The 18,940-nt window shown below is 64.1% G+C and carries 18 protein-coding genes, 1 tRNA gene and 1 pseudogene; 11 read left to right on the top strand and 9 right to left on the bottom strand.

The genetic code is table 11. The features are described 5' to 3' along the window. Positions 1-544: 544 nt before the first annotated feature. Positions 545-966: pseudogene (locus tag IVB13_RS18765) on the bottom strand (response regulator). A 453-nt stretch (positions 967-1,419) separates the two neighbouring features. On the opposite strand from IVB13_RS18765, the gene IVB13_RS18760 reads away from it, so the two are divergent. The 3 genes from IVB13_RS18760 (at position 1,420) to IVB13_RS18750 (ending at position 3,020) form a co-directional block, all read left to right on the top strand. Further along, positions 1,420-2,118 (top strand): Crp/Fnr family transcriptional regulator, encoded by a 699-nt coding sequence (locus tag IVB13_RS18760; RefSeq protein ID WP_018459877.1) that lies wholly within the window; start codon positions 1,420-1,422, stop codon positions 2,116-2,118. A 153-nt stretch (positions 2,119-2,271) separates the two neighbouring features. Then, complete coding sequence (locus IVB13_RS18755) at positions 2,272-2,649, top strand: Hpt domain-containing protein (protein WP_018459876.1); 378 nt, start codon at positions 2,272-2,274, stop codon at positions 2,647-2,649. A 122-nt stretch (positions 2,650-2,771) separates the two neighbouring features. Further along, complete coding sequence (locus IVB13_RS18750) at positions 2,772-3,020, top strand: hypothetical protein (protein ID WP_018459875.1); 249 nt, start codon at positions 2,772-2,774, stop codon at positions 3,018-3,020. 84 nt (positions 3,021-3,104) lie between these two features. On the opposite strand, the gene IVB13_RS18745 is transcribed toward IVB13_RS18750, so the two are convergent. Then, positions 3,105-3,728, bottom strand: coding sequence for a helix-turn-helix transcriptional regulator (locus IVB13_RS18745; protein ID WP_018459874.1), 624 nt, complete (start codon positions 3,726-3,728; stop codon positions 3,105-3,107). A gap of 340 nt (positions 3,729-4,068) precedes the next feature. On the opposite strand from IVB13_RS18745, the gene IVB13_RS18740 reads away from it, so the two are divergent. Continuing rightward, a complete protein-coding gene (locus IVB13_RS18740; protein ID WP_018459873.1) occupies positions 4,069-5,232 on the top strand; it encodes a hypothetical protein in 1,164 nt (387 codons plus the stop codon). Positions 5,233-5,777: 545 nt separating this feature from the next. Next, the gene (locus tag IVB13_RS18735) at positions 5,778-6,986 is read left to right on the top strand and encodes an EAL domain-containing response regulator (protein ID WP_026233896.1); all 1,209 of its coding nucleotides are present in this window, start codon (positions 5,778-5,780) and stop codon (positions 6,984-6,986) included. Positions 6,987-7,006: 20 nt separating this feature from the next. Here the strand turns inward: IVB13_RS18735 and IVB13_RS18730 are convergent, their stop codons facing one another. After that, positions 7,007-7,861 (bottom strand): NAD(P)H-dependent oxidoreductase, encoded by an 855-nt coding sequence (locus IVB13_RS18730; protein ID WP_039801040.1) that lies wholly within the window; start codon positions 7,859-7,861, stop codon positions 7,007-7,009. A 92-nt stretch (positions 7,862-7,953) separates the two neighbouring features. Between IVB13_RS18730 and IVB13_RS18725 the strand changes: the two genes are divergently transcribed. Next, positions 7,954-8,889, top strand: a complete 936-nt coding sequence (locus IVB13_RS18725) for a LysR family transcriptional regulator (protein WP_018459869.1) — start codon at positions 7,954-7,956, stop codon at positions 8,887-8,889. Between the two features lie 18 nt (positions 8,890-8,907). On the opposite strand, the gene IVB13_RS18720 is transcribed toward IVB13_RS18725, so the two are convergent. The 3 genes from IVB13_RS18720 to IVB13_RS18710 all read right to left on the bottom strand — a co-directional run bounded on the left by IVB13_RS18720 (position 8,908) and on the right by IVB13_RS18710 (position 12,738). Next, the gene (locus IVB13_RS18720) at positions 8,908-9,768 is read right to left on the bottom strand and encodes a DMT family transporter (protein WP_026233895.1); all 861 of its coding nucleotides are present in this window, start codon (positions 9,766-9,768) and stop codon (positions 8,908-8,910) included. 248 nt (positions 9,769-10,016) lie between these two features. Continuing rightward, complete coding sequence (locus IVB13_RS18715; RefSeq protein WP_247295759.1) at positions 10,017-10,997, bottom strand: tripartite tricarboxylate transporter substrate binding protein; 981 nt, start codon at positions 10,995-10,997, stop codon at positions 10,017-10,019. Positions 10,998-11,097: 100 nt separating this feature from the next. Next, positions 11,098-12,738 (bottom strand): FAD-dependent oxidoreductase, encoded by a 1,641-nt coding sequence (locus IVB13_RS18710; protein ID WP_162496289.1) that lies wholly within the window; start codon positions 12,736-12,738, stop codon positions 11,098-11,100. 113 nt (positions 12,739-12,851) lie between these two features. Here IVB13_RS18710 and IVB13_RS18705 point away from each other — a divergent pair, with 113 nt between their 5' ends. Continuing rightward, complete coding sequence (locus IVB13_RS18705) at positions 12,852-13,763, top strand: LysR family transcriptional regulator (protein WP_018459865.1); 912 nt, start codon at positions 12,852-12,854, stop codon at positions 13,761-13,763. 45 nt (positions 13,764-13,808) lie between these two features. Here IVB13_RS18705 and IVB13_RS18700 read toward each other — a convergent pair. After that, positions 13,809-13,898 (bottom strand) — tRNA-Ser (locus tag IVB13_RS18700). A 419-nt stretch (positions 13,899-14,317) separates the two neighbouring features. After that, a complete protein-coding gene (locus IVB13_RS18695) occupies positions 14,318-15,457 on the bottom strand; it encodes an ROK family protein (protein WP_018459864.1) in 1,140 nt (379 codons plus the stop codon). A gap of 332 nt (positions 15,458-15,789) precedes the next feature. On the opposite strand from IVB13_RS18695, the gene rplU reads away from it, so the two are divergent. From rplU to IVB13_RS18680, 3 genes are all read left to right on the top strand, one after another. Then, a complete protein-coding gene (gene rplU / locus IVB13_RS18690) occupies positions 15,790-16,182 on the top strand; it encodes a 50S ribosomal protein L21 (RefSeq protein ID WP_007604396.1) in 393 nt (130 codons plus the stop codon). Between the two features lie 97 nt (positions 16,183-16,279). Further along, positions 16,280-16,549: a 50S ribosomal protein L27 gene (rpmA, locus tag IVB13_RS18685; protein WP_018459863.1), complete on the top strand. Its 270-nt coding sequence runs from the start codon at positions 16,280-16,282 to the stop codon at positions 16,547-16,549. A gap of 153 nt (positions 16,550-16,702) precedes the next feature. Continuing rightward, the gene (locus IVB13_RS18680; RefSeq protein ID WP_018459862.1) at positions 16,703-17,296 is read left to right on the top strand and encodes a GNAT family N-acetyltransferase; all 594 of its coding nucleotides are present in this window, start codon (positions 16,703-16,705) and stop codon (positions 17,294-17,296) included. Positions 17,297-17,363: 67 nt separating this feature from the next. On the opposite strand, the gene IVB13_RS18675 is transcribed toward IVB13_RS18680, so the two are convergent. Beyond that, positions 17,364-18,278: a DMT family transporter gene (locus tag IVB13_RS18675; RefSeq protein WP_018459861.1), complete on the bottom strand. Its 915-nt coding sequence runs from the start codon at positions 18,276-18,278 to the stop codon at positions 17,364-17,366. Between the two features lie 127 nt (positions 18,279-18,405). Between IVB13_RS18675 and IVB13_RS18670 the strand changes: the two genes are divergently transcribed. After that, complete coding sequence (locus IVB13_RS18670; protein WP_018459860.1) at positions 18,406-18,888, top strand: MaoC family dehydratase; 483 nt, start codon at positions 18,406-18,408, stop codon at positions 18,886-18,888. Positions 18,889-18,940 lie beyond the last annotated feature (52 nt).

Below are 18,940 nucleotides of genomic sequence, written 5' to 3'. Positions count from 1 at the left end.
GGAAAATGTTATCCAGGATCTTGGCGTTGTTCGGCTCCTGCTCGAACTTCACCAGCTGATTGTCCACGGTGTCCAGGCTCTCGCTGGTTTCCGTCAAAAACTCCCGCAACAGATCATCCATGAGCTACGCCTTACAGACCTGGATCTGGACCTCGACGCCCGAGCCGCGCTGGCATGAACGGAAGCCCCCACCTTGGATCGTTAGACATCCCCTTTCACGGTCCCGTTAATTTCATCCTCCGTGCTAATACGGATATTGAAGACAAGTTTGCCGTTCGACTGCATGGGACAGCGTTTTTCGGCAAGACCGGCCCCACGCCGCAGCGGCGAGACGCGTTAGGTGAACGTGCCGATAACAGCGAGACCCGGCGCGCGGGAAAGCCCTGCTTGTGAAGGAGATATGCGCGGTCTTCGCGCAAATTGTATCGAGCTGCCTGCAGCCCGGGCCGGTCTCGCCACGTCGCCTGGTGCTTTGCCGGGATATGCATCACCCGCATTTGCGGTAAACGAACCGTTACCCGCGTCCGCTGCGGCCGGTGCCGCGCTAACCCAGGCGCGCGGCCGGGGCAAGCTCGCCCTGGGGACGGTGCTCCGCCAGGCAATCGTTGATGGCGGCGAGCAGCGCGTGCGGCGTGAACGGCTTGCGCAGACAGCGCGCCGCACCGAGCTCCAGCGCCATCCGGAGGAAATCCGGGGCCGGCGAATTCAGATTGCGAACGCGTAGCCGGACATCGCTATCAGCGGAACGGCCGGCGCGCGCTCGTGAAAGATTCTGACCGATTCGAACCCGCGCATGTGCGGCATGAAGATATCGATGATCATCAGATCGAACTGTTCGTGTTCGAGCGCACGAAGTCCGGCTTCCCCTCCTTCGGCGATCGTCACCCGAAAATTGTTGCGCTGGAGATAGACCTCGATGGCCATGCAGACCATCGGGTCGTCATCGACGACGAGAATATCGCGCAGATCTTCTGTCCCCGTTTGAGCTTCCCGATTTGGCGATTCAATAATTGAACCGTGGCGCACGCCATGCTCCTTTGCTCGAGAAATGGACTGTTGAGAGCGTCCTTGGCGGAGCCGGAAAGACGATTGACGCGGAATCTGCGGCCACGCGGCGCCAAGGCAACTCCATGACGACGACGCGGCGCGGATGACCTTGAAACGCGCCGGATCAACCATGACCGCGAACAAGCTCCAAACCGATTCTCCAGCCGCACCATCTGGATCTGCTGGTTCCCAGCTCGGTAGGAATTGGGTCAGGGAATCTGTCTTGGCGAGGCCGACGTGCAGCGGCACTGACTGCGATCGGACGTCTTGTCCCAATTGCCAATATATCCCGACGGGAACATGATGGAACGTGGCCGAACGACAAGCAGTTTCCCGTGCTGGTCCGGGAGACGGGAGGCTACTTTGGAAACAATGGTACGTTCCTCCAACGGTTTCCTGTCCGCGCTGTCGGCGGACGATTATGAATTGATCCGCCCCCACCTGCGGACGGGCGATCTGCCGCACGACGCGGTGCTGGTCGCGACCGGCGAAACGCTCAAGCGCGCCTACTTTCCCCATCGCGGCGTCATCTCGCTGGTGGTGGAGCTCGCCAGGGGCGAGCACGTGCAAGTCGCCATGATCGGCCGCGACAGCCTGCTCGGAACGCTCTCGATCATGGGCGATGCCTGCGCGCTGAACACGGCCATCGTGCTGGTTCCAGGCTCCGCCTCGATGATGGACCTCGACCGGCTGCGCGTCGCGGCCGACCAGAGCTGCACCCTGCGGACGCTGCTCACGCGTCACGGACTGGCGGTCTACGCGCAGGTGCAGCAGACCGCGGGCTGCAACGCCGCTCATCCGGTGGAGTCACGGCTGTCGCGCTGCCTGCTCCACACCCATGACCTCTCCGGCGACTACCGGCTGCTGCTGACCCAGGAGGCGATGGCGCAGATGATCGGCGCTCGGCGCAACAGCGTGTCGCTGGTCGCCAACACCTTGCAGCAGGCGAATTTCATTAACTACAGCCGCGGACACATCCAGATCCTCAACCTGGACGGCCTGCGCCAGACGGCGTGCGAATGCTACGCCACCGTGAAGGCGCAGTATGACCGGCTGCTCGGCCCGCGCTGACTGGCGCTGCGGCGTGGTAAACCGGCCGCTAATTCCGGCCCGCAAACACGGAATGTCCTGCTACCGGAACTGAAATCCAGATGCCGTAGACACGGATGTGCCGCGCGCGCCTGTACGGGCCGGCGGCAAACCGTGATCAAGGCAGGCCAAACCATGTTCGAAGTCACCGTCGCGCCTGCGCAAACAGTGCTTGATGCCGAACCCGCGCGCGAGCCGGGCGCGTACCAGGCGCTGGTGCGCGAGATCGGCGAGGATGGTGCTTGCGAAGTGCGCGACGTGTTCTGGAGCGAAACCTGCGCGCGTCTGCAATCGTTCCGCACGCTCTCGCTCGCGCAGCACCACGGCAGGATCGCCCGCGAAGCGCATTCGCTGAAGGGCGCGGCCGGAACGTTCGGCTATGTCAGGCTCGCGGTGCTGGCGCTGCGGCTGGAGAAGACCGCGGAGAGGCTCGGCGACGCCGGATTTTGCGACCTCCTGGACCTGATGGACGCCGCCTACGCTGCCGCGCGCGCGCAGGAGCCGGAGGGCTGACGCGCTCGCTCGAAACGCTCCAACCACTCACGCGTGCATGCCCGCCGTACTTCTACGGCTTGGGATTTTCACAGATGGCTAATCATAGGCAGCGATAGTCGCCGGAAACCAGGAGGGTTTCCATGTTCACCTACGAGACCGCGGACCAGAAAGAAGTTCGCCGCTTCCGCATCGCACAGTTCAACGGCCGGATGGCGACGGTGGCCGCTGGCGAGGCGACGGTGACCGGCTTCGTACGTTCGGTGCTGGAGCAGGAATCGAGCATGCCGCCCCGCTGGACCATCACGATCATTCCCAACGTGCCGAAGGACGAGCTCAAGCCGCTGCGGCCCTCGTCGCGCGCGCGTCCCTTCGCCGAAGATTATTTCTGAGCACGGTCGGAGCCGCGGGTCTTTTTCGAGAAATGCCTCACGCTTGGCCCTCGCCCGCTGCCGGGCGGCCCGACGCAAGGCCCTTCAGTCGATCGAATGCAGCAGCGCCGCACGGACGAGGTCCGCCGTGTTGCGCGCACCGAGCTTCCGCATCGCCTCGGCGCGATGGCTCTCGAAGGTGCGCGGGCTGATCTGCATCCGAAGCGCACCCTGCTTGTTCGAATAACCCTCGCTGATCAGCCTCAGCACCTCGCGCTCGCGCTTGGTCAGCCGCTTCTGGCCTGACAGGCCGAGGATTTCGGCGCTCGGCACGCGCTGCAGCTGTGGCGCGCGCGCGAACTTCGATTCGGCGCCCTCGGCCCTGGACGCGATCGGCAGGCCACCCGTGTGAGAACCGGCAAGCTGTTTGACGAGGCCACAAACCCGCTCGGTCTGCACTAGCGCATTCTCCACGACCCGCTGCAAATAGGCACGGTCGCCCGTCACCGGCGCGAGCTGATCGCTGTGATGCTTGATCTCGCCCATGTAGAGCAGGAGCGCCGTGAGGGGACCGTTGAGCTCGCGGGCGATGGCGGCTGCCATTTCGTCGGCCGCCTTGGCACGGGCGGCGTTCAGACGGACGGCATCGAGCTCTTCAGTTGGAGCGGCGTTGCTTTCGTACCATTCCGACGGCCGCGAATCAGTGGCCGTATCATTCTGTGACCCCATGTCACTCGTTTAGCGGAACCCAACGCGGTCTGTAGTTAACTTTTTGCTCCGTAAGACTACGGTGAATTTGGCAGTTTTGTGCTGAAACCCCGGCACAGGCACACTTTATGCTTGAGTGGCAACGTCCCTCAACATTCTTAGGTTGCTGAACCTGCCCAATTGATAGACGGGTCGCTCGACGCCTTCTTAACGATCAGATCCGCGCCGATTACCTGCGGCCTTGGATTTTACGGATATATTAACGGCGGCTTGCTTCTCTATGTCGCAATTGAGAGCGCGCAAATGCCTCCATGCATGGGGTCGGTAGGCCTGCTGGAAACGTTGCGGAAGATTGCGTGCCATGAACGAGATCGACCAGCTATCGAACTTCCTGCAGAAGCTGACGCCGCTGTCGCGCAGCTGCCTGCTCAGCGAGCTCGAACGGCTTGAGCTGTGCGGCATCGACATGCCGGGCTCGTCCGACCTGCAGTCCCGGTTGCGCGCCGAATTTCGCAAGGACGGATCGAACCAGGCGCGCGCCACCAGTCCCTCGCGCCATTTCTTTGCGCCGCTCGAGCTGCTTCTGATCGACGGCGCGCCCGAGCATGCCAACATGGGGCGGATCTCGCGCAACACCCTCACCCCGATCTGGGAGTGGATCTGCCGCGACCTGCTGCCGACCATGGCACGCGACTACATCAAGGCGATCAACGACCAGGTCGCCGCCAACAACCAGAAGGAAGTGCTGAAGATCGCATCGACCTTCCAGACCAAGGTCGTCAAGGTTCTCGAAAGCACCCTCGCATCAGCGGAGAGCACCGAGTTCGCGCGCGGCAAGCTCGCGCAATACACGGCATCGCACACCGCCTTCGAGGACGTGAAGAAGATCCAACATGTGCTGCGCGCCGGCGCCGCGCTGCCGAAGTTCAACGACAGGCTGCCCGAGAAGATCGCGAAGTTCGACGACGGCACGGTTGATCAGATCACCGCCCGATTGGACGCCTTCAAGAAGGCCCATCCCGAGGCGCTGCCGTTCGCGCTGACGCTGGTGGCGAGGCGGCTGAAGACGTTCTGGCAATTGGTGCGTCTTGCCACCAAGGCCGCAGCGAGCAAGGGCGCCGCCGATGTCGCCGCCGCGCCCTATGCCTGCGTCGTTCACATGGTGCTCGACCAGCTCGACGACAGGCGCCTCGCCTTGCGCATCGCGCTCCGGCACAACCGGGTGCTGATTGCGCGCGACCTGCTCGCCGAGATCTACGAGACCGAATATGCGCTCAAGGTGCGGATCGACGGCATCGAGCATTGCGAATGGGGCATTCGGCTCCAGCAATTGATGGACGCGATCGCGGCGCTGGTGTCCGCCGAGGTGAGCCGCTTCCCCTCCAATGTCGGCCACATTCTCGGTTCGCGCCGGCTGCGCAGCCACGACACGCTCGGTGGCAAGCTGTCCTATCTGGCCTGGAAGGGACGCGATGCGATTGAGGACGGCGCGGCCGCGTTGCGCAAGCTGATCGGCCAAACCTGATCCCGCGCTAATGCGCGCGCGGCAGGCACAGGAAACGATCGAGAAATCGCCCTGACAGCACGAACCTGAACCACCAATACATTATTCGCCGCGACGTCATTGCTGCGATCCTCGACAGCCCACCACCGGCTGCCCAGAGCAATAGCGCACGTGCAGCAATCCGCTTGTGATGTGCTTCACATTGGCGCCAGCGCGCACCGACGCATTGTCGCAGAACCGTCACGAGCGAACCGGGAAAAATGCGCGCGTCGCGCGCAATTGAGGCGCTCCATTATTCAATTGGGCGAGGCGCGCGTGGCTTGGTCCAATTGCAGGACAGCGCGCGTACATGCAGCCGCACTGCACGTCGCGAGATCTCCAGTGATTGTCGCAACCCTGCGCCCGGCGCGCGGGTAGACGTAAAAACTTCCCGACCGAGATCCAGATAATTTTAGACGTGATGGGCGCTTTAACGTTACTCAGATAATTCGACAATCGACTGAAGCCTTCCATATTTGAAACTGCTCACGTCGCTAACACACCGGCACGGAACGGGAGTGCTTGCGATGAACGACGAAATTGTAGAACTCGCCGAACGAAGGCCGAAAACCTTCGGACGGCGAAAGGTGAAGCCGCGCGCCTGCGTGGCCGACGGCAAGCGCCATCTTCGCGCGTTTCTCGCGGAAGTGCTGGAGGATCTCGGCTTCGTCACCACCGAATGCGCCAGTGCCGAGGAGCTGCAGAGCGTGCTGACAAGCGAATTGCCCGACCTGATCCTGCTCGGCATCGCCGCCGACGGCATCGAGCCCGGCAAATTTTTGGAGACGCTGGTGCGCGAGGCCTTCGACGGCAGGGTTCTGACTGTGGGCGCCCGCGAGTCGATCATCGTCAGGGCCGTGCAGCAGGTCGGCGAGGAATACGGCCTCAAGATGCTGCCGCCGCTGACGACGCCGTTTGCCGCGGAGACGCTGCGCGACCGTGTCGCGATGCTGTTGCCCGAGGAGCCGGCGCCGAGCCCCGCCGTGCACGTCGGCGAGGCCCTGCACGCCGGCTGGCTCGAGCTCTGGTACCAACCCAAGATCGACGCGCGCACGCTGATTCGCAATAGCGCCGAGGCGCTGGTGCGGATGCGGCATCCGACCTGGGGCGTGGTGCCGCCCGCCTATTTCATCCCCGAAGAGCACGACCCGAATATGCGCGACCTCTCCGAATTCGTGATCGAGCGCGCCATGCAGGACTGGCACTATCTACTGGAGCAGCAGAGCCCGGTCGATCTCGCGATCAATTTGCCGGCGTCCTATCTGAAGGAGCCGCAAGCCGTGCGTGATCTCTGCCGGCGCATGCCGACGCATCCGGCGTTCGGCGGGCTGACGATCGAAATCGACAGCGAGGAGGCGATCCGCGATCTCGATCTCCTGGCCGAGGTCGCCCGCGAACTGCGTCTGCACAATATCGGCCTGTCGGTCGACAATCTCGGCGCCAACTGGCCGTCGCTGATGGACCTTGGAAAAATTCCCTTCATCAAGCTGAAGGCCGACCGGCACTTCGTCACCGGCAGCGGCACTGATCGCCTCAAGCGCACGGTGTGCCGCCACATCGTCGAGCTTTCGCATGGCTATGGCGTGCGCGCCATCGCCGAGGGCGTCGAGAGCCGCGCCGACCTCGTCGCCGCCAACGAGCTCGGCTTCGACCTCGTGCAGGGTTTTCTGTTCGGCAAGCCGATGCCGCTGAAGAAGTTTGCGCGGAGCACGCTGACGCGGACGGTGATGGGGTGAGTCCTTGCGCGAGCGGCGGATTACGCTGTTGCCGCGCACCCCTCAGCCGTCGAGTGCACGGAGCTCGTTTCACCCATTGGGCTGCGTGCCTCGACCTGTTCGACGTGAAGCGCGAAGCTGGTCGCGCCGGAATGCTCGAGTCCTGCGCGGAGCCGCATGCTCGGAATCAGGTAATCGCCGCCATTCTGGCGCCGGTAGGGAATCGGGGATGTCGTCGCAAGCGTTCGCATCCTCTCGCGCAAACGTTCGGCAGTCGCTTGGAAACCCGCTTCGTCCAGTTTGTCGGCCTTGTAGACGACGAACGGCGGAAGCACGTCATAGCCGGGATAATAGAGGATGCCGTGATTGATCGGGAACAGCAGGTCGTCGATCGGCCCGTTGATCCCGCGCGCCGAATAATGCTCCTGCCAGCCGCCGGCGGTCACGATCAGCATCGCGCGTTTGCCCGCCAGCCTGCCTTCGCCGTAACGGTCGCCCCACCGCTTGTCGCTGTGCTCGCCGACGCCATAGGCGAAACCGTAGGCGAACACGCGGTCGACCCAGCCCTTGAGGATGGCCGGCATGCTGAACCACCATAGCGGGAATTGCAGGATCAGGACGTCCGCCCACAGCAGCTTCTCGATCTCGGCCTTGACGTCCGCGGTGAGTGTACCCGACTCGAACGCCTGCTTGGAGGCGGCGGCCGGCGCCAGCCGCCCGTCCGGCGGCAGCAGCGGAAAATCGGCGCGGCCGACCTCGGATGTCCATCCCTGCGCGTAAAGGTCTGACACCCGCACCTCGTGTCCCTCAGCCTCGAGTTCTCTGACGGCAACGTCGCGGAGCGAGCCATTGAGGGAGCGCGGCTCGGGGTGAGCGAAGAGGATCAACACTTTCATGATCAGCACCTTGGTTGACGATTGCGAGCAGCAGGTAGCGCCTCCGACTGCAATCCGGTAGTTGTCGCCGATGGATAGGATCATGCCGAAATATGGATAAATCGGACGTGACGCTCGAACGCATGCGCAGCTTCGTGCGGGTCGCCGAGCGCGGAAGCCTGTCCGCGGTCGCGCGCGAGCTTGGTCTCGGCCAATCGACAGTGACGCGGCACCTTCGGGAACTGGAGCAGGCCGTCGGCGTGCCGCTGCTCACGCGGACCACGCGCAGCGTGACGATGACCGAGGAGGGGCGCCGCTATTACGCCGACTGCGTGCAGATCCTGCGCCTGGTCGAACTCGCCGGCGACGAGGCGCGCAGCACGCGCGGCGCGCCTGCCGGAACGGTGCGCGTCTCCTGCACCGCCGCCTTCGGCGTGCTCCACGTCAGCCGTCTGGTTTTCGCGTTCCAGGACCGCTATCCGGACGTGGCGGTGGATCTCAGCCTGACCGACGAGCGGATCGACCTCGTGCGGGAAGGTGTCGATATCGCTTTGCGTCTGGGGCCGCTCCCCGACAGCTCGATGAAGCTCAGGCTGCTTGGTCAGTCGCGGCGGGTGCTTGTGGCCGCACCGGACTATCTGGCGTCGCGCGGCAGGCCCGCGCGCCCGCAAGACCTCGCCAGCCACGAGGGTGTCAGGATGTCGAACATCGCCGGCAGCGACGTGCTCGTGCTGCACGGGCGCCGCGGCGGCCGTCATGTGGTCCCCTTCGCAGGGCGGCTGCGGGTGGATCACGGGCTTGCCGCACGCGAGGCGCTCGCGGCCGGTCGTGGCATTGCGCCGGCGCATCTTTGGCTCGTCGACGACCTGCTTGCCTCCGGCCAACTCGAGCGCGTGCTTGAAGACTACGCGCCGCCGTCCGTTCCGCTCAACATGCTGATCGTGCCGGAGCGGTCCGGCATCGCGCGGGTACGGCTGCTGGTCGATTTTCTTGCCGAGGGAATCGCACAGCTGCCGGGGATTGAAAAGCCGCAACCGGGCAAGAGGTAAGGCCGCATCAATTCGGCCTCAGGCAAACCGCCGTGCGAAGAAGACGCAGGCGACCACCAGCGCGGTCGCGACGATCATGCTCCAGGCCACAGGTTCGTGCAGGAGCAGGCCTGCAAGCGCAAGGCCGAAGAACGGCTGGAGCTGCTGCAACTGGCCGACGCGGGCGATGCCGCCGATCGCAAGCCCGCGGTACCAGAAGATGAAACCGACGAACATGCTGAAGACCGAGACGTAGGCGAGCCCGATCCAGGCGGGCACACCGACGCCGCTCCATGTCGACGGCCAGGTTAGAATCGCGACCGGCACCATCAGCGGCAGCGACAGCAGCAGCGCCCAGGAGATCACCTGCCAGCCGCCGAGCCGGCGCGACAGCGCGGCGCCTTCGGCATAGCCGAGCCCGCACAGCACGATCGCCGCGACCATCAGGAGATCGCCGGTGAGCGATGCGGTGCCGTCGTTGGACAGCGCAAAGCCGGCGACAGTGGCGCTGCCCAGAATTGCAAAGAGCCAGAACATCGGCTGCGGCCGCTCGCCGCCGCGCAGCACGCCGAAGATCGCGGTCGACAGCGGCAAGAGCCCGATGAAGACGATCGAATGCGCCGAGGTGATGTGCTGGAGCGCAAGCGCCGTCAGCAAGGGAAAGCCGACCACGACGCCGATGGCGACGATCGCGAGCGAGACGAGATCCTTGCGCTGCGGCCGCGCCTGACGGAGCAGGCCGAGCACGGCCACACCGATCAGCGCCGCGATGACCGCGCGCGCCGAGGTCAGGAACAGCGCGGAAAACCCGCCGACCGCCACGCGGGTCGCCGGCAGCGATGCGCTGAAGATGATGACGCCAAGAAGCCCGTTGCCCAAGCCGCTGCCGGAAGAGTGCATGCCCATCTCGCCTTGTCGGTGGTGATCCGAACTGGCGAGGCCAGCCGGTGTCGCGACGATTACCTGTAAGCCTCCCAAGGCCCAACAACAAAAAGCGCGAAAACAACCCCATGCACAGTAGCCGGAGCTGCAAGATCAATGACTTACGCCGGGGCGGAATCGTGTTTCTAGACCGCGATCGTGATGCGGCGGGCGCTGAAGGCGAGCCGGGGATGATTGCCGACGAGCAGCAGGGCTGCGTGGGACACTTAATTCGCCTTGATGCCCGCTTCACTGATCAGCTTGCCCCATTTCGAGCTTTCGCTTTGGATGAAGCGGCTGAACTCCTCCGGCGAGGTCGGTGCAGGCTCTGCGCCAAGCGTCCGGATCTTCTCGACCACCGATGGATCCTTCAGGGCCTTTCCGAAGGCTTCGTTCAACCGGCCGACGATATCGGCTGGCGTGCCGGCCGGAGCAACCAGCCCGAACCAGCCAACGGATTCGAAACCCGCAATACCGCTCTCGGCGAGTGTCGGCACATCAGGCAAGGACGACAGACGCTGCGCAGACGACACACCGATGGCGTTGAGCTTACCTTCGAGGATCAGTTGCCTCGATGCGGGGATATCCAGTACCGCGAAGGGGACATGGCCTGCGAGAACATCGACCGTCGCCGGCGCGGTCCCGCGATAGGGGACCAGCTCCATGGCGATCCCGGTCTTCTGCGTGAACAGTGCCGCGGTCAAGTGCATGGCGGTCGAATTGCCGCCATGCCCGATCGACAACGCGCCCGGCTTGGCCTTGGCGAGCGCGATCGATTCCGCGACCGTATGCGCCGGCACGTTCGCTGACGCAACCAGCACGAAGGGAATTTTCGCGAGCAGGGTGATCGGCGCAAGATCCTTCGGATCGAACGGCATCGACGAATTGAGATGCGGATTGACCGTCAGGCTGCCTGCCGGCGCAATGCCGAGCGTATAGCCGTCAGGCTTGCCCTGCGCGACCGCGGCCATGCCGATGTTGCCTCCAGCACCCGCGCGGTTCTCGATCACGAGACCCTGTTTGAGCTCGGCAGTGACCAGCGGTTCGAGCGCGCGGATGACGGTATCGGCGCTGCCGCCGGGCGGAAAGGTCACGATGATCTTGATCAATTGCTCGGGATAGACCGCTCGGACCGCCTCCAGCGGCAGCACGGCGAAACTCGCGGCCGTCAGCACGGCCAAAATGCGGCGGCTTGCAACGTGAAACACGTTTCCCTCCTGGTGCGAGTCTTTTTTTGTTTTGTGAACCACGACTTTGTAAATCACCTGCCGGCGGACTTCGCCGCGAGACCGTCCGCTTCAAATCGCCTTACGCCGAAGCGCCGGTGATGCGCGTCAGCAAGCCTTGTGGGTCCGCTGGCGCGGCCTGCCCGCGCCAGGCGATGTGCTGATCGGGCCGCGCCAGCACCAGCTTCTCGGCATACGCGCCGTTCGCTTCGTCCGGCGCAATGTCGAGCAGCGCGAGCGGAATGCCGCGCTGCTCTGCGGCAGACTTCAATGGCGCTACATCGATCGCCGGATCGAACCGCAGCAAAGTGTAGCCGACGCCGAAGGCATCGTAGAGCGATCGCCCGTCCCGCAGAAACAGGTGCGGCGCGCGAGCGCCCGGCACGGTGGAGGGGGTGAAGCTGCCCATCGCGTAAGCGGGCGGCGTCTCGCCGTCATAGGCGATGATCGGCGAGGCATCGTAATAGTAGCCGAAGTTCAATCCGGCACAGCAATATTGCTGCACGTTGAGATCGTAGGCCGCCCTGGCCAGCGCTGCGCGCGCGGCGTGGCCGCGCGGCGTGTCGTCCTCGATCTCCGCGGAGACTCCACCACGCTGCGCCATCATCTTCATCGCATGGTCCATGGCAAAGCGCGACACCTGTTCGGTGATGGGCTGACGCTCCGCCTCGTAGGCATCCAGGATCGAAGCCGGCGCCCACCCGTTCAGATGCGCCGCCACCTGCCAGCACAGGTCGACGGCGTCCGCAATCCCCGCATTCATGCCGTAGCCCGCATACGGCATCCACAGATGCGCGGCGTCGCCGCAGATGAAGACTCTGCGGTCGCGGAAGCGATCGGCGACAAGCCGGCGGCCGACCCAGTCCTCCTTGCTGAGGACGCGGTATTCGAAGCGCTCGTCGACGCCGAGAATGGCGCGGATCGCCCAGTCCCGATCGACCGAATCAAATTCGGGCTCGTCTGGCTTCAGGTGATTATGGATCAGCCAGCGGTCCTGACCGTCGATCGCCACCGTCGTGCCTGAGCGTCGCGGGTTGAGCGAGAGCACCATCCAGGCCGGCTTGTGCGCGCCCATCAGCTCCTTGAGCTGCGGCGCTTCGATGAAGGTCGATTGCACGCGCTGGATCACCGGCGTGCCGGACAGGTTGGCGCCGATCGATCTGCGAACCAGGGAACGGCTGCCATCGCAACCGATCACAAAGGAAGCCTCGATGCGGAGCGAGCTTCCGCTGTCGAGGTCGCGCGCCAATGCGACCACATGGTCGTCATTCTGCTCGATGTCCGTGATTTCCGTGCGCGCCAGAATGGTGATGCGCGACTGAGCGGCGGCATGGCTGAACAGGATCGGCTCGAGATAGACTTGGTTGATCCGGTGCGGCGGCTCCGGCGTCGGCCACCAGGTGTCGGGGCCGCCGGTGGCGCTGTAGCGGCGTGCGCGCGAGGGAATGTCGATGCGGCACAGCTCGATGCCGGTCGCCGTGGTCCGGTAGGAGCAGTCGTTCGGGAAATCTGCGGGCAGGCCTGCGTCGCGCAGCTTTGCGGCGACGCCGAGCCGGCGGAAGATCTCCATCGAACGCGCCGAGACGTGATTGCATTTGACGCTGGGCGGATCGCCGGCATGGCGGATCTCCGCGACCACGACGTCGATCCCACGGGAAGCCAGATCCATCGCCGCGGTCAATCCGACGGGCCCGGCGCCCACCACCAGCACCTGTGTCCTCATGTTCGTTTCCAATCCCTTGGCGATCGCCGCTTCACCGACCACGGCATGCATTTTATTGCATGCTCGCTTATGTGATAAGCCGGAAAGAACTCATCAATTCATGAGCTTTGCCTATGAACGTCACCTTACGGCAATTGCAGGCCTTCACCGGCGTGTACCGTACGCGCAGCATCACGCGGGCTGCGCGCGAGCTGGGGATCACGCAATCGGCGGCGAGCCTGTTGATCCAACAGCTCGAAGCGCAGCTCGGCGTCAAACTGTTCGATCGCTCCACTCGTTCGGTGCAGCCGACGCGGGCCGCTGACGAGGCAGTTCATGCCGCCGAACGGATGCTGGGCGATGCGCTGGGCCTGTCGCGGCGCATGCGTGACCTCGCGCAGGCGCGCGCCGGCCGAGTCGCGTTTCTCGCCTCAGCCGGTACCGCATCGGCACTGCTGCCCTCGGTGCTGGCAAAATTCCGGGCAGGCTATCCCGACATCGAAATCGACATGCGCGACGTCGCCGCCGACGATCTCGTTCCACGTCTGATCGCGACGGATGCGGAGTTCGCGATCGGCAGCGTCGAGGGAGAATTCGCGGAGCTGACGATCGAGACGCTGACCCGCGGCCGCCTGAGCGCCATCGGCCGGCGCACCCCCGACTTCGCGGCACGGCGCTCACTGACATGGGACGAATTGGATCAGATGCCGACGATCGCGATGCGGCGCGAGACGCGGATACGCATGCAGATCGATCAGGCGCTGGGGAGCCAGGGCAAGCACCTCAACCCGACCTATGAAGTGACGCTGATCAACACCGCGCTCGCCATGACGGCGCAGGGCCTCGGCCTTGCTATCCTTCCTGCGACGATGCTGCCGGCCGATCAATTTCCAACTCTGATCGCAAAGCCGCTGATACGCCCTGCCATCACCCGCCCGGTGTCGCTGCTGCAGCGCCAGGGTCGGACGCTGTCGCCGGCCGCGCAGGCGTTCGTGGCGACGGCGCGGACGGTGCTGGCGGAGCGAGAGCCGGCAAGATCAGACTGATCTGCCGAGCTTTCTGGAAAGCCGTTTTATTGTGGCGGATGATGTTGGCGGAGAGGGAGGGATTCGAACCCCCGATAGGCTTGCACCTATGCCGCATTTCGAGTGCGGTGCATTCGACCACTCTGCCACCTCTCCTGAAGGCGCCAAGTAAGGAGCATGGCCCCTGTGGTTCGGGCGTTAATAGGCGAGGATGGCGGGCCAGACAAGGCTTGCGAGGGCGAAAATCGGGCCGGTTTTCCGGCTGGACCCACGATGTCACGGTGATGATCGGGGGCGATCGCGGATTTCGGCGGCGGTTTGCGCGGGAATGGGCCTGAACCGTTCGCCACTGACCCGGCGCGAGCCCGATGCGGCACGTCGGTGCCGAATCACTGGTACCCGCAAAAGGCGGGGTGGGACCGCCAGACGCGGTAAACACTGGCGGTCCCGGTGCCGCTCATTGAAATACTGGCTGGGAAGGGCGGCTTCGCCGGCCAGGTGAGGCGACGGTTTCGACCGTAGCGTGCGGGCGGTGCACCGCAACGCAATCCGGTCCTTAACCTAACCAGTCAAGGTTACTCCTTGTCGGACTTGGCCTTTTTCTTCCCGTTCTCCGTAGAATCGCGGTCTTTGTCTTTGTCCTTGCCGTTGTCCTTGCGGCGGTTGGTGAAGCGGGCATTGCCGAGGCCGGTGCCGATGGTGAGCACGCCCCAGCGATCGACGTCCTGCATGAACGGCACCTCGGAGAGGCCCTGAACCACGCCGTCATTGTGCATCAGGATCGCGGTGTCGTGCTCGCCGATCTGCGGAATGCCCTCGAGCAGGCTCGCCGGCAGGTTGAACTTGCTGCTCTCCCAATTGCCCGGCAGGTTCTGTGCGCCTTTCTCGATGGAGCCGTCCGCGTTGATCACGCCGGGACAGGCGATGCCGATGAACGGCGCCAGCTTGTAGCCTTCCTTCTCGGCCTCGGTGATCAGCCCCTTCAGCATCTTCGTCAGCCGCTTCACCGCGCCTTCGCGCGTCGGCTCGTCGTCGGCATGACGCCACAGCTCGGACTTCACGACCTTGGCTTTCGACAGGTCTTTTGCCTTTTTCCAGCTGGTCTCAACCAGGCCGCAGCGGATGTTGGTGCCGCCGATATCGACGGCGAGGATGCTGTCATGGGCCTCGAAGATCCACGACGGCGCCAAATGCAGCGCGCCGATCAGGCCGGCCTCGTCGGGATGATGGCGGATCGGCAGCATGTCGATCTTGAAGCCCTCGGCGATGAGGATAATCTCGGTGCGCGCGATCGCGAGCTCGCCGAGCCGGGAATCGCGAAAACCGCCGCCGACCACGATGCGCTCGGTCTTGGCCCAGGCCTTGGACTTGAGGAAGCGGCGGGTGACGTAAGCGAGCTCCTGGGCGAAGTCCTCGATGGCGCTATGCACCACCGCCCAGGCCTCGGTGTCGTCGCCGACCAGGATGGCGTCCAGCGTCTTCTTGCTGATCTCGTCCGACGGCTCCTTGCCGAACGGGTCCTCGCCGGACTTGCGCAGCGGCTTGCGCCAGCGCTCGAGGATCTCGCGGAACGCGCCCTTGCTGGCGCGGTCGCCGATGAAGCCATCCTCGTCCTTCATCTCGATGTTGAAGCTGTCGATATCCACCGACGGCAGCCGCTCCGCGCCGTGATGAGCGATGCCCGTCGTCGTCTTGACCAGCTCGTCTGTTGCCATGGTAAGCCCCTTGCCCGTGTGACTGAATTCGCCGGGACAACGGCGGGGGAACCTGTTGGTTGCGGCGCGGTCCGAAATTCGCCTGCGGGCCGGATCGGGCCCAAATGCTTCAAATCCGGCCGTTTTCGCCGGCTTTTCCTTGACTCCGGGGGATCAGCGGCTATAAATCCCGCAACCGGCGCGGGGCGTTTCTCGCGCCGCTTGTTTTTACGTGGGTTTTCAAAGGGATAACTCCCGCCCGCACAAAACTCGCATAAACCCATAACGACTGACAAAAAGCCGGCCCCGACAATATGTCGCGAGGCCGGGAATGAACACGAAGGAAAACAACGATGTTCGCAGTCATCAAAACCGGCGGCCGGCAGTACCGCGTCGTTCCGGATGATGTCCTGGAAGTAGGCAAGATCGAAGGCGAAGTCGGCTCGATCGTGCAGCTCAATGAAGTTCTCCTGGTCGGCGGCGACACGCCGATCCTGGGTCTGCCCACGGTCGCCGGCGCGTCCGTTGCGGTCGAGGTGCTCGACCACAAGCGCGGTCCCAAGGTCATCGCTTTCAAGAAGCGCCGCCGCAAGAATTCGCGCCGCAAGCGCGGCTATCGCGACGAGATCACCGTGCTGCGCATCTCGGAGATCCTGACGGACGGCGCCAAGCCCACCAAGGGGCCGCGTCCGAAGCGGGAGAAGGTCGCCAAGCCAGAGACCACGACCGAAGAGGCCGCCGCATAATTTGATCACGCGCCGTCACGAAGTGATGCGTGAGAAATTGTGAAATGATTCCGTCAAGGAATTGATCTAGAAATACGTAGAATTTCGGAGACGAGCCATGGCTCACAAAAAAGCAGGCGGTTCATCGCGCAACGGTCGCGATTCCAAGGGCAAGCGCCTCGGTATCAAGGCGTTCGGCGGGGAAGTTGTGATTCCCGGCAACATCATTGCGCGTCAGCGCGGCACCACCTGGCATCCCGGCCTTAATGTCGGCATGGGCACGGACCACACCTTGTTCGCCAAGATCGAGGGCCGCGTAACGTTCCAGGCCAAAGCCAACGGCCGCACCTTCATCTCGGTGCTCCCGCTCGCAGAGGCGGCTGAATAGACGGTGGATCAAATTTGGAGTCCGCCGGGTCCCAGACCGAACCGGCGGAGTCCTTGAGATCACAGATCGAAGGCTCCAGGGGAGGCGGGAAACCGGCCTCCCCTTTCGTTTGCGTGCTCACTTTTCACTTTAGTGACTTCGACGGAGCCGGACATGTTGCAGGATTTTTCGAGCGTGACCTTGCGGGAGGCGAGACCCAGCGTCGTCGCCACCGAGCGGCTGACCTTGCGGCGGCCGACCCTCGCCGATGTCAGGACCATCGCCCTCCTCGCCAACGACCGTCGCGTCGCCGAAAACACAAGGCGCCTTCCGCATCCCTATTCGCAGGACGACGCCATCGCCTTCATCCGCGCCAGCGCCCTGCCCGGCAGCGAGACGGTGTTCCTGATCGAGCATGACAGCGGCCCCATCGGCATGGTCGGCATCGACCGCTCGACGCCCGACAACGCCGAGCTCGGCTATTGGCTCGGCGTCGAGCATTGGGGCCGGGGCTTTGCCACCGAGGCCGCACGCGGCGCGATCGACTTCTTCTTCGAGGAGTTCGAGGACGATCATCTCTATGCAGGCGCGCGCGTCACCAACCCGGCCTCGCGCAACGTGCTGGAGAAGTGCGGCTTCCAGTGGAGCGGCGTCCAGCTGCATCGCTTCCTGGCGCTGGGCTCGTCCACGCCCGTCGACTGCTTCCGTCTCTCGCGCGGCGTGTGGGCGTCGCTGAAGAGCTGGAGCAGCGCGCGAAGGGTGAGGTAGGGCGGAGGCGGCTCAAACTGTCGTCCTGGTGAAAGCCAGGACGACGCTCGAATTTATTCCGCTGTAATCACGCTGGCGGATTCACATCCGCGTCCCTGCGTCCGAGATCGCGCTCACGCAGATAAATATAGAACCCGGCGGCGATGATGATGGCGGCGCCGACGATGGTGGCGATTTCGGGCACGTCGCCGAACACGACGAAGCCGAAGATCACCGCCCAGACGATCATCGAATATTGATAGGGCACGACGACGCTGGCCGGCGCGAGCTTGAGCGAGCGGTTGACGCAGAACAGCGCCGTGACCGAGACGCATCCCGCCAGCGCGAAGATCACGAGGCTGCCCGATGTCGGCGGCACCCAGTGGAACGCCGACAGCACAGCGCCCAGCAAGAACGTGCCGACGAATTGCGACGACGCCATCACGATATCGGGCGTCTTGCGCAGGCTGCGCGTGATCAACATCAGCGTTGCGAAAGAAAGACTGCCGCCAAGCGCGATCAGCGCCGGCAGGCTCACCGTCTGTGCCGAGGGCCGCAGCGCGATCAGGACGCCGCAGAAGCCGATCAGGATCGCCGTCCAGCGCCGCCAGCCGACCTTCTCGCCGAGAAAGATCGCCGACATCGCGGTGACGAAAATGGGCCCGGCGAGATAATAGGTGATGACGTCGGCGAGCGGCAGGTAGACCGTCGCAAGGAAGAAGGCCGCCACTTCCAGCGTCGACAGCACGACGCGAAAGAGCTGGAGACCCGGCCGCTCCAGATGCAGGAACTGGTGACGCTGCCGCCAGACCAACGGCGACAGCAGCAGCAGCGCCGCGCAGGCGCGCAGGAACAGCAGCTGCCCCACCGAATAAGTCCCGACCAGGAACTTGCCCATGGCATCGCCAAACGAGAACATGAAGATCGACAGCACCATGAGCGCAATCCCGGCAAGGCGCGCCGAGCGTTCGTCATAGGCCGATAGATTCTTGAACAGGGGCATCGAGCGCCGTTGTAATGACGCAGGCCGTCACGACAAGCCCGCGTTGGACGAATTGAACGGATTGTCGCACTCTCCGCGTCGCGGTAGCGACAGGTGTCTCACAAGAGAGCCAGGAAAGAGCTTAGCCATGACCGACTTCGACCCGGCCCGGCATCGCATGATCCCCGCGCAACGCTGGTTTGAGGATTTCGTGGTCGGCGAGCGCTTCGTGCTGCCGAGCCGCACGCAGACGACGGCGGTGTTCGCGGCCTTCCAGACCGCGAGCGGCGACACGCATCCGGTGCATTACGACGTGGAGTATTGCCGCAGCCGCGGCATGCCGCATCTGCTCGCCCACGGTTTCCAGACGCTGATCCACACCGCGCCCGGCGCCGGCCTGTTTCCGTTCATGGTCGAGGACTCCCTGGTCGGCTTCCTCGAGCAATCCAGCCGGTTCCTCAAACCTGTCTTCGCCGACGACACAATCTATCCCGCGCTCGAGGTCACCGAGCTGGTGCCGGGACGCTCGACCGGCGTGGTGACGCTCAAAAGCACCGTGTTCAACCAGCGCAAGGAGCTGGTGCTGGAGGGCACGCAGAAATTCCTGATCCGGCGCCGGCCAGCTGGTTAAGCAAGGCCACAAATCGCCGGGTTTCGGCCGATTTGCGGGTCCATCCGGGTTG

The sequence above is a fragment of the Bradyrhizobium sp. 17 genome, assembly GCF_023073515.1.
In the GTDB taxonomy this organism is placed as follows: domain Bacteria; phylum Pseudomonadota; class Alphaproteobacteria; order Rhizobiales; family Xanthobacteraceae; genus Bradyrhizobium; species Bradyrhizobium canariense_D.
This window is presented reverse-complemented; position numbering and strand designations above follow the sequence as displayed.

Excerpts from the sequence above, each read along its gene's own strand:
- IVB13_RS18760 (WP_018459877.1), top strand. The coding sequence starts at position 1,420 with ATGGTACGTTCCTCCAACGGTTTCCTGTCCGCGCTGTCGGCGGACGAT.
- IVB13_RS18755 (WP_018459876.1), top strand. The coding sequence starts at position 2,272 with ATGTTCGAAGTCACCGTCGCGCCTGCGCAAACAGTGCTTGATGCCGAA.
- IVB13_RS18750 (WP_018459875.1), top strand. The coding sequence starts at position 2,772 with ATGTTCACCTACGAGACCGCGGACCAGAAAGAAGTTCGCCGCTTCCGC.
- IVB13_RS18745 (WP_018459874.1), bottom strand. The coding sequence starts at position 3,728 with ATGGGGTCACAGAATGATACGGCCACTGATTCGCGGCCGTCGGAATGG.
- IVB13_RS18740 (WP_018459873.1), top strand. The coding sequence starts at position 4,069 with ATGAACGAGATCGACCAGCTATCGAACTTCCTGCAGAAGCTGACGCCG.
- IVB13_RS18735 (WP_026233896.1), top strand. The coding sequence starts at position 5,778 with ATGAACGACGAAATTGTAGAACTCGCCGAACGAAGGCCGAAAACCTTC.
- IVB13_RS18730 (WP_039801040.1), bottom strand. The coding sequence starts at position 7,861 with ATGAAAGTGTTGATCCTCTTCGCTCACCCCGAGCCGCGCTCCCTCAAT.
- IVB13_RS18725 (WP_018459869.1), top strand. The coding sequence starts at position 7,954 with ATGGATAAATCGGACGTGACGCTCGAACGCATGCGCAGCTTCGTGCGG.
- IVB13_RS18720 (WP_026233895.1), bottom strand. The coding sequence starts at position 9,768 with ATGCACTCTTCCGGCAGCGGCTTGGGCAACGGGCTTCTTGGCGTCATC.
- IVB13_RS18710 (WP_162496289.1), bottom strand. The coding sequence starts at position 12,738 with ATGAGGACACAGGTGCTGGTGGTGGGCGCCGGGCCCGTCGGATTGACC.
- IVB13_RS18705 (WP_018459865.1), top strand. The coding sequence starts at position 12,852 with ATGAACGTCACCTTACGGCAATTGCAGGCCTTCACCGGCGTGTACCGT.
- IVB13_RS18695 (WP_018459864.1), bottom strand. The coding sequence starts at position 15,457 with ATGGCAACAGACGAGCTGGTCAAGACGACGACGGGCATCGCTCATCAC.
- rplU (WP_007604396.1), top strand. The coding sequence starts at position 15,790 with ATGTTCGCAGTCATCAAAACCGGCGGCCGGCAGTACCGCGTCGTTCCG.
- rpmA (WP_018459863.1), top strand. The coding sequence starts at position 16,280 with ATGGCTCACAAAAAAGCAGGCGGTTCATCGCGCAACGGTCGCGATTCC.
- IVB13_RS18680 (WP_018459862.1), top strand. The coding sequence starts at position 16,703 with ATGTTGCAGGATTTTTCGAGCGTGACCTTGCGGGAGGCGAGACCCAGC.
- IVB13_RS18675 (WP_018459861.1), bottom strand. The coding sequence starts at position 18,278 with ATGCCCCTGTTCAAGAATCTATCGGCCTATGACGAACGCTCGGCGCGC.
- IVB13_RS18670 (WP_018459860.1), top strand. The coding sequence starts at position 18,406 with ATGACCGACTTCGACCCGGCCCGGCATCGCATGATCCCCGCGCAACGC.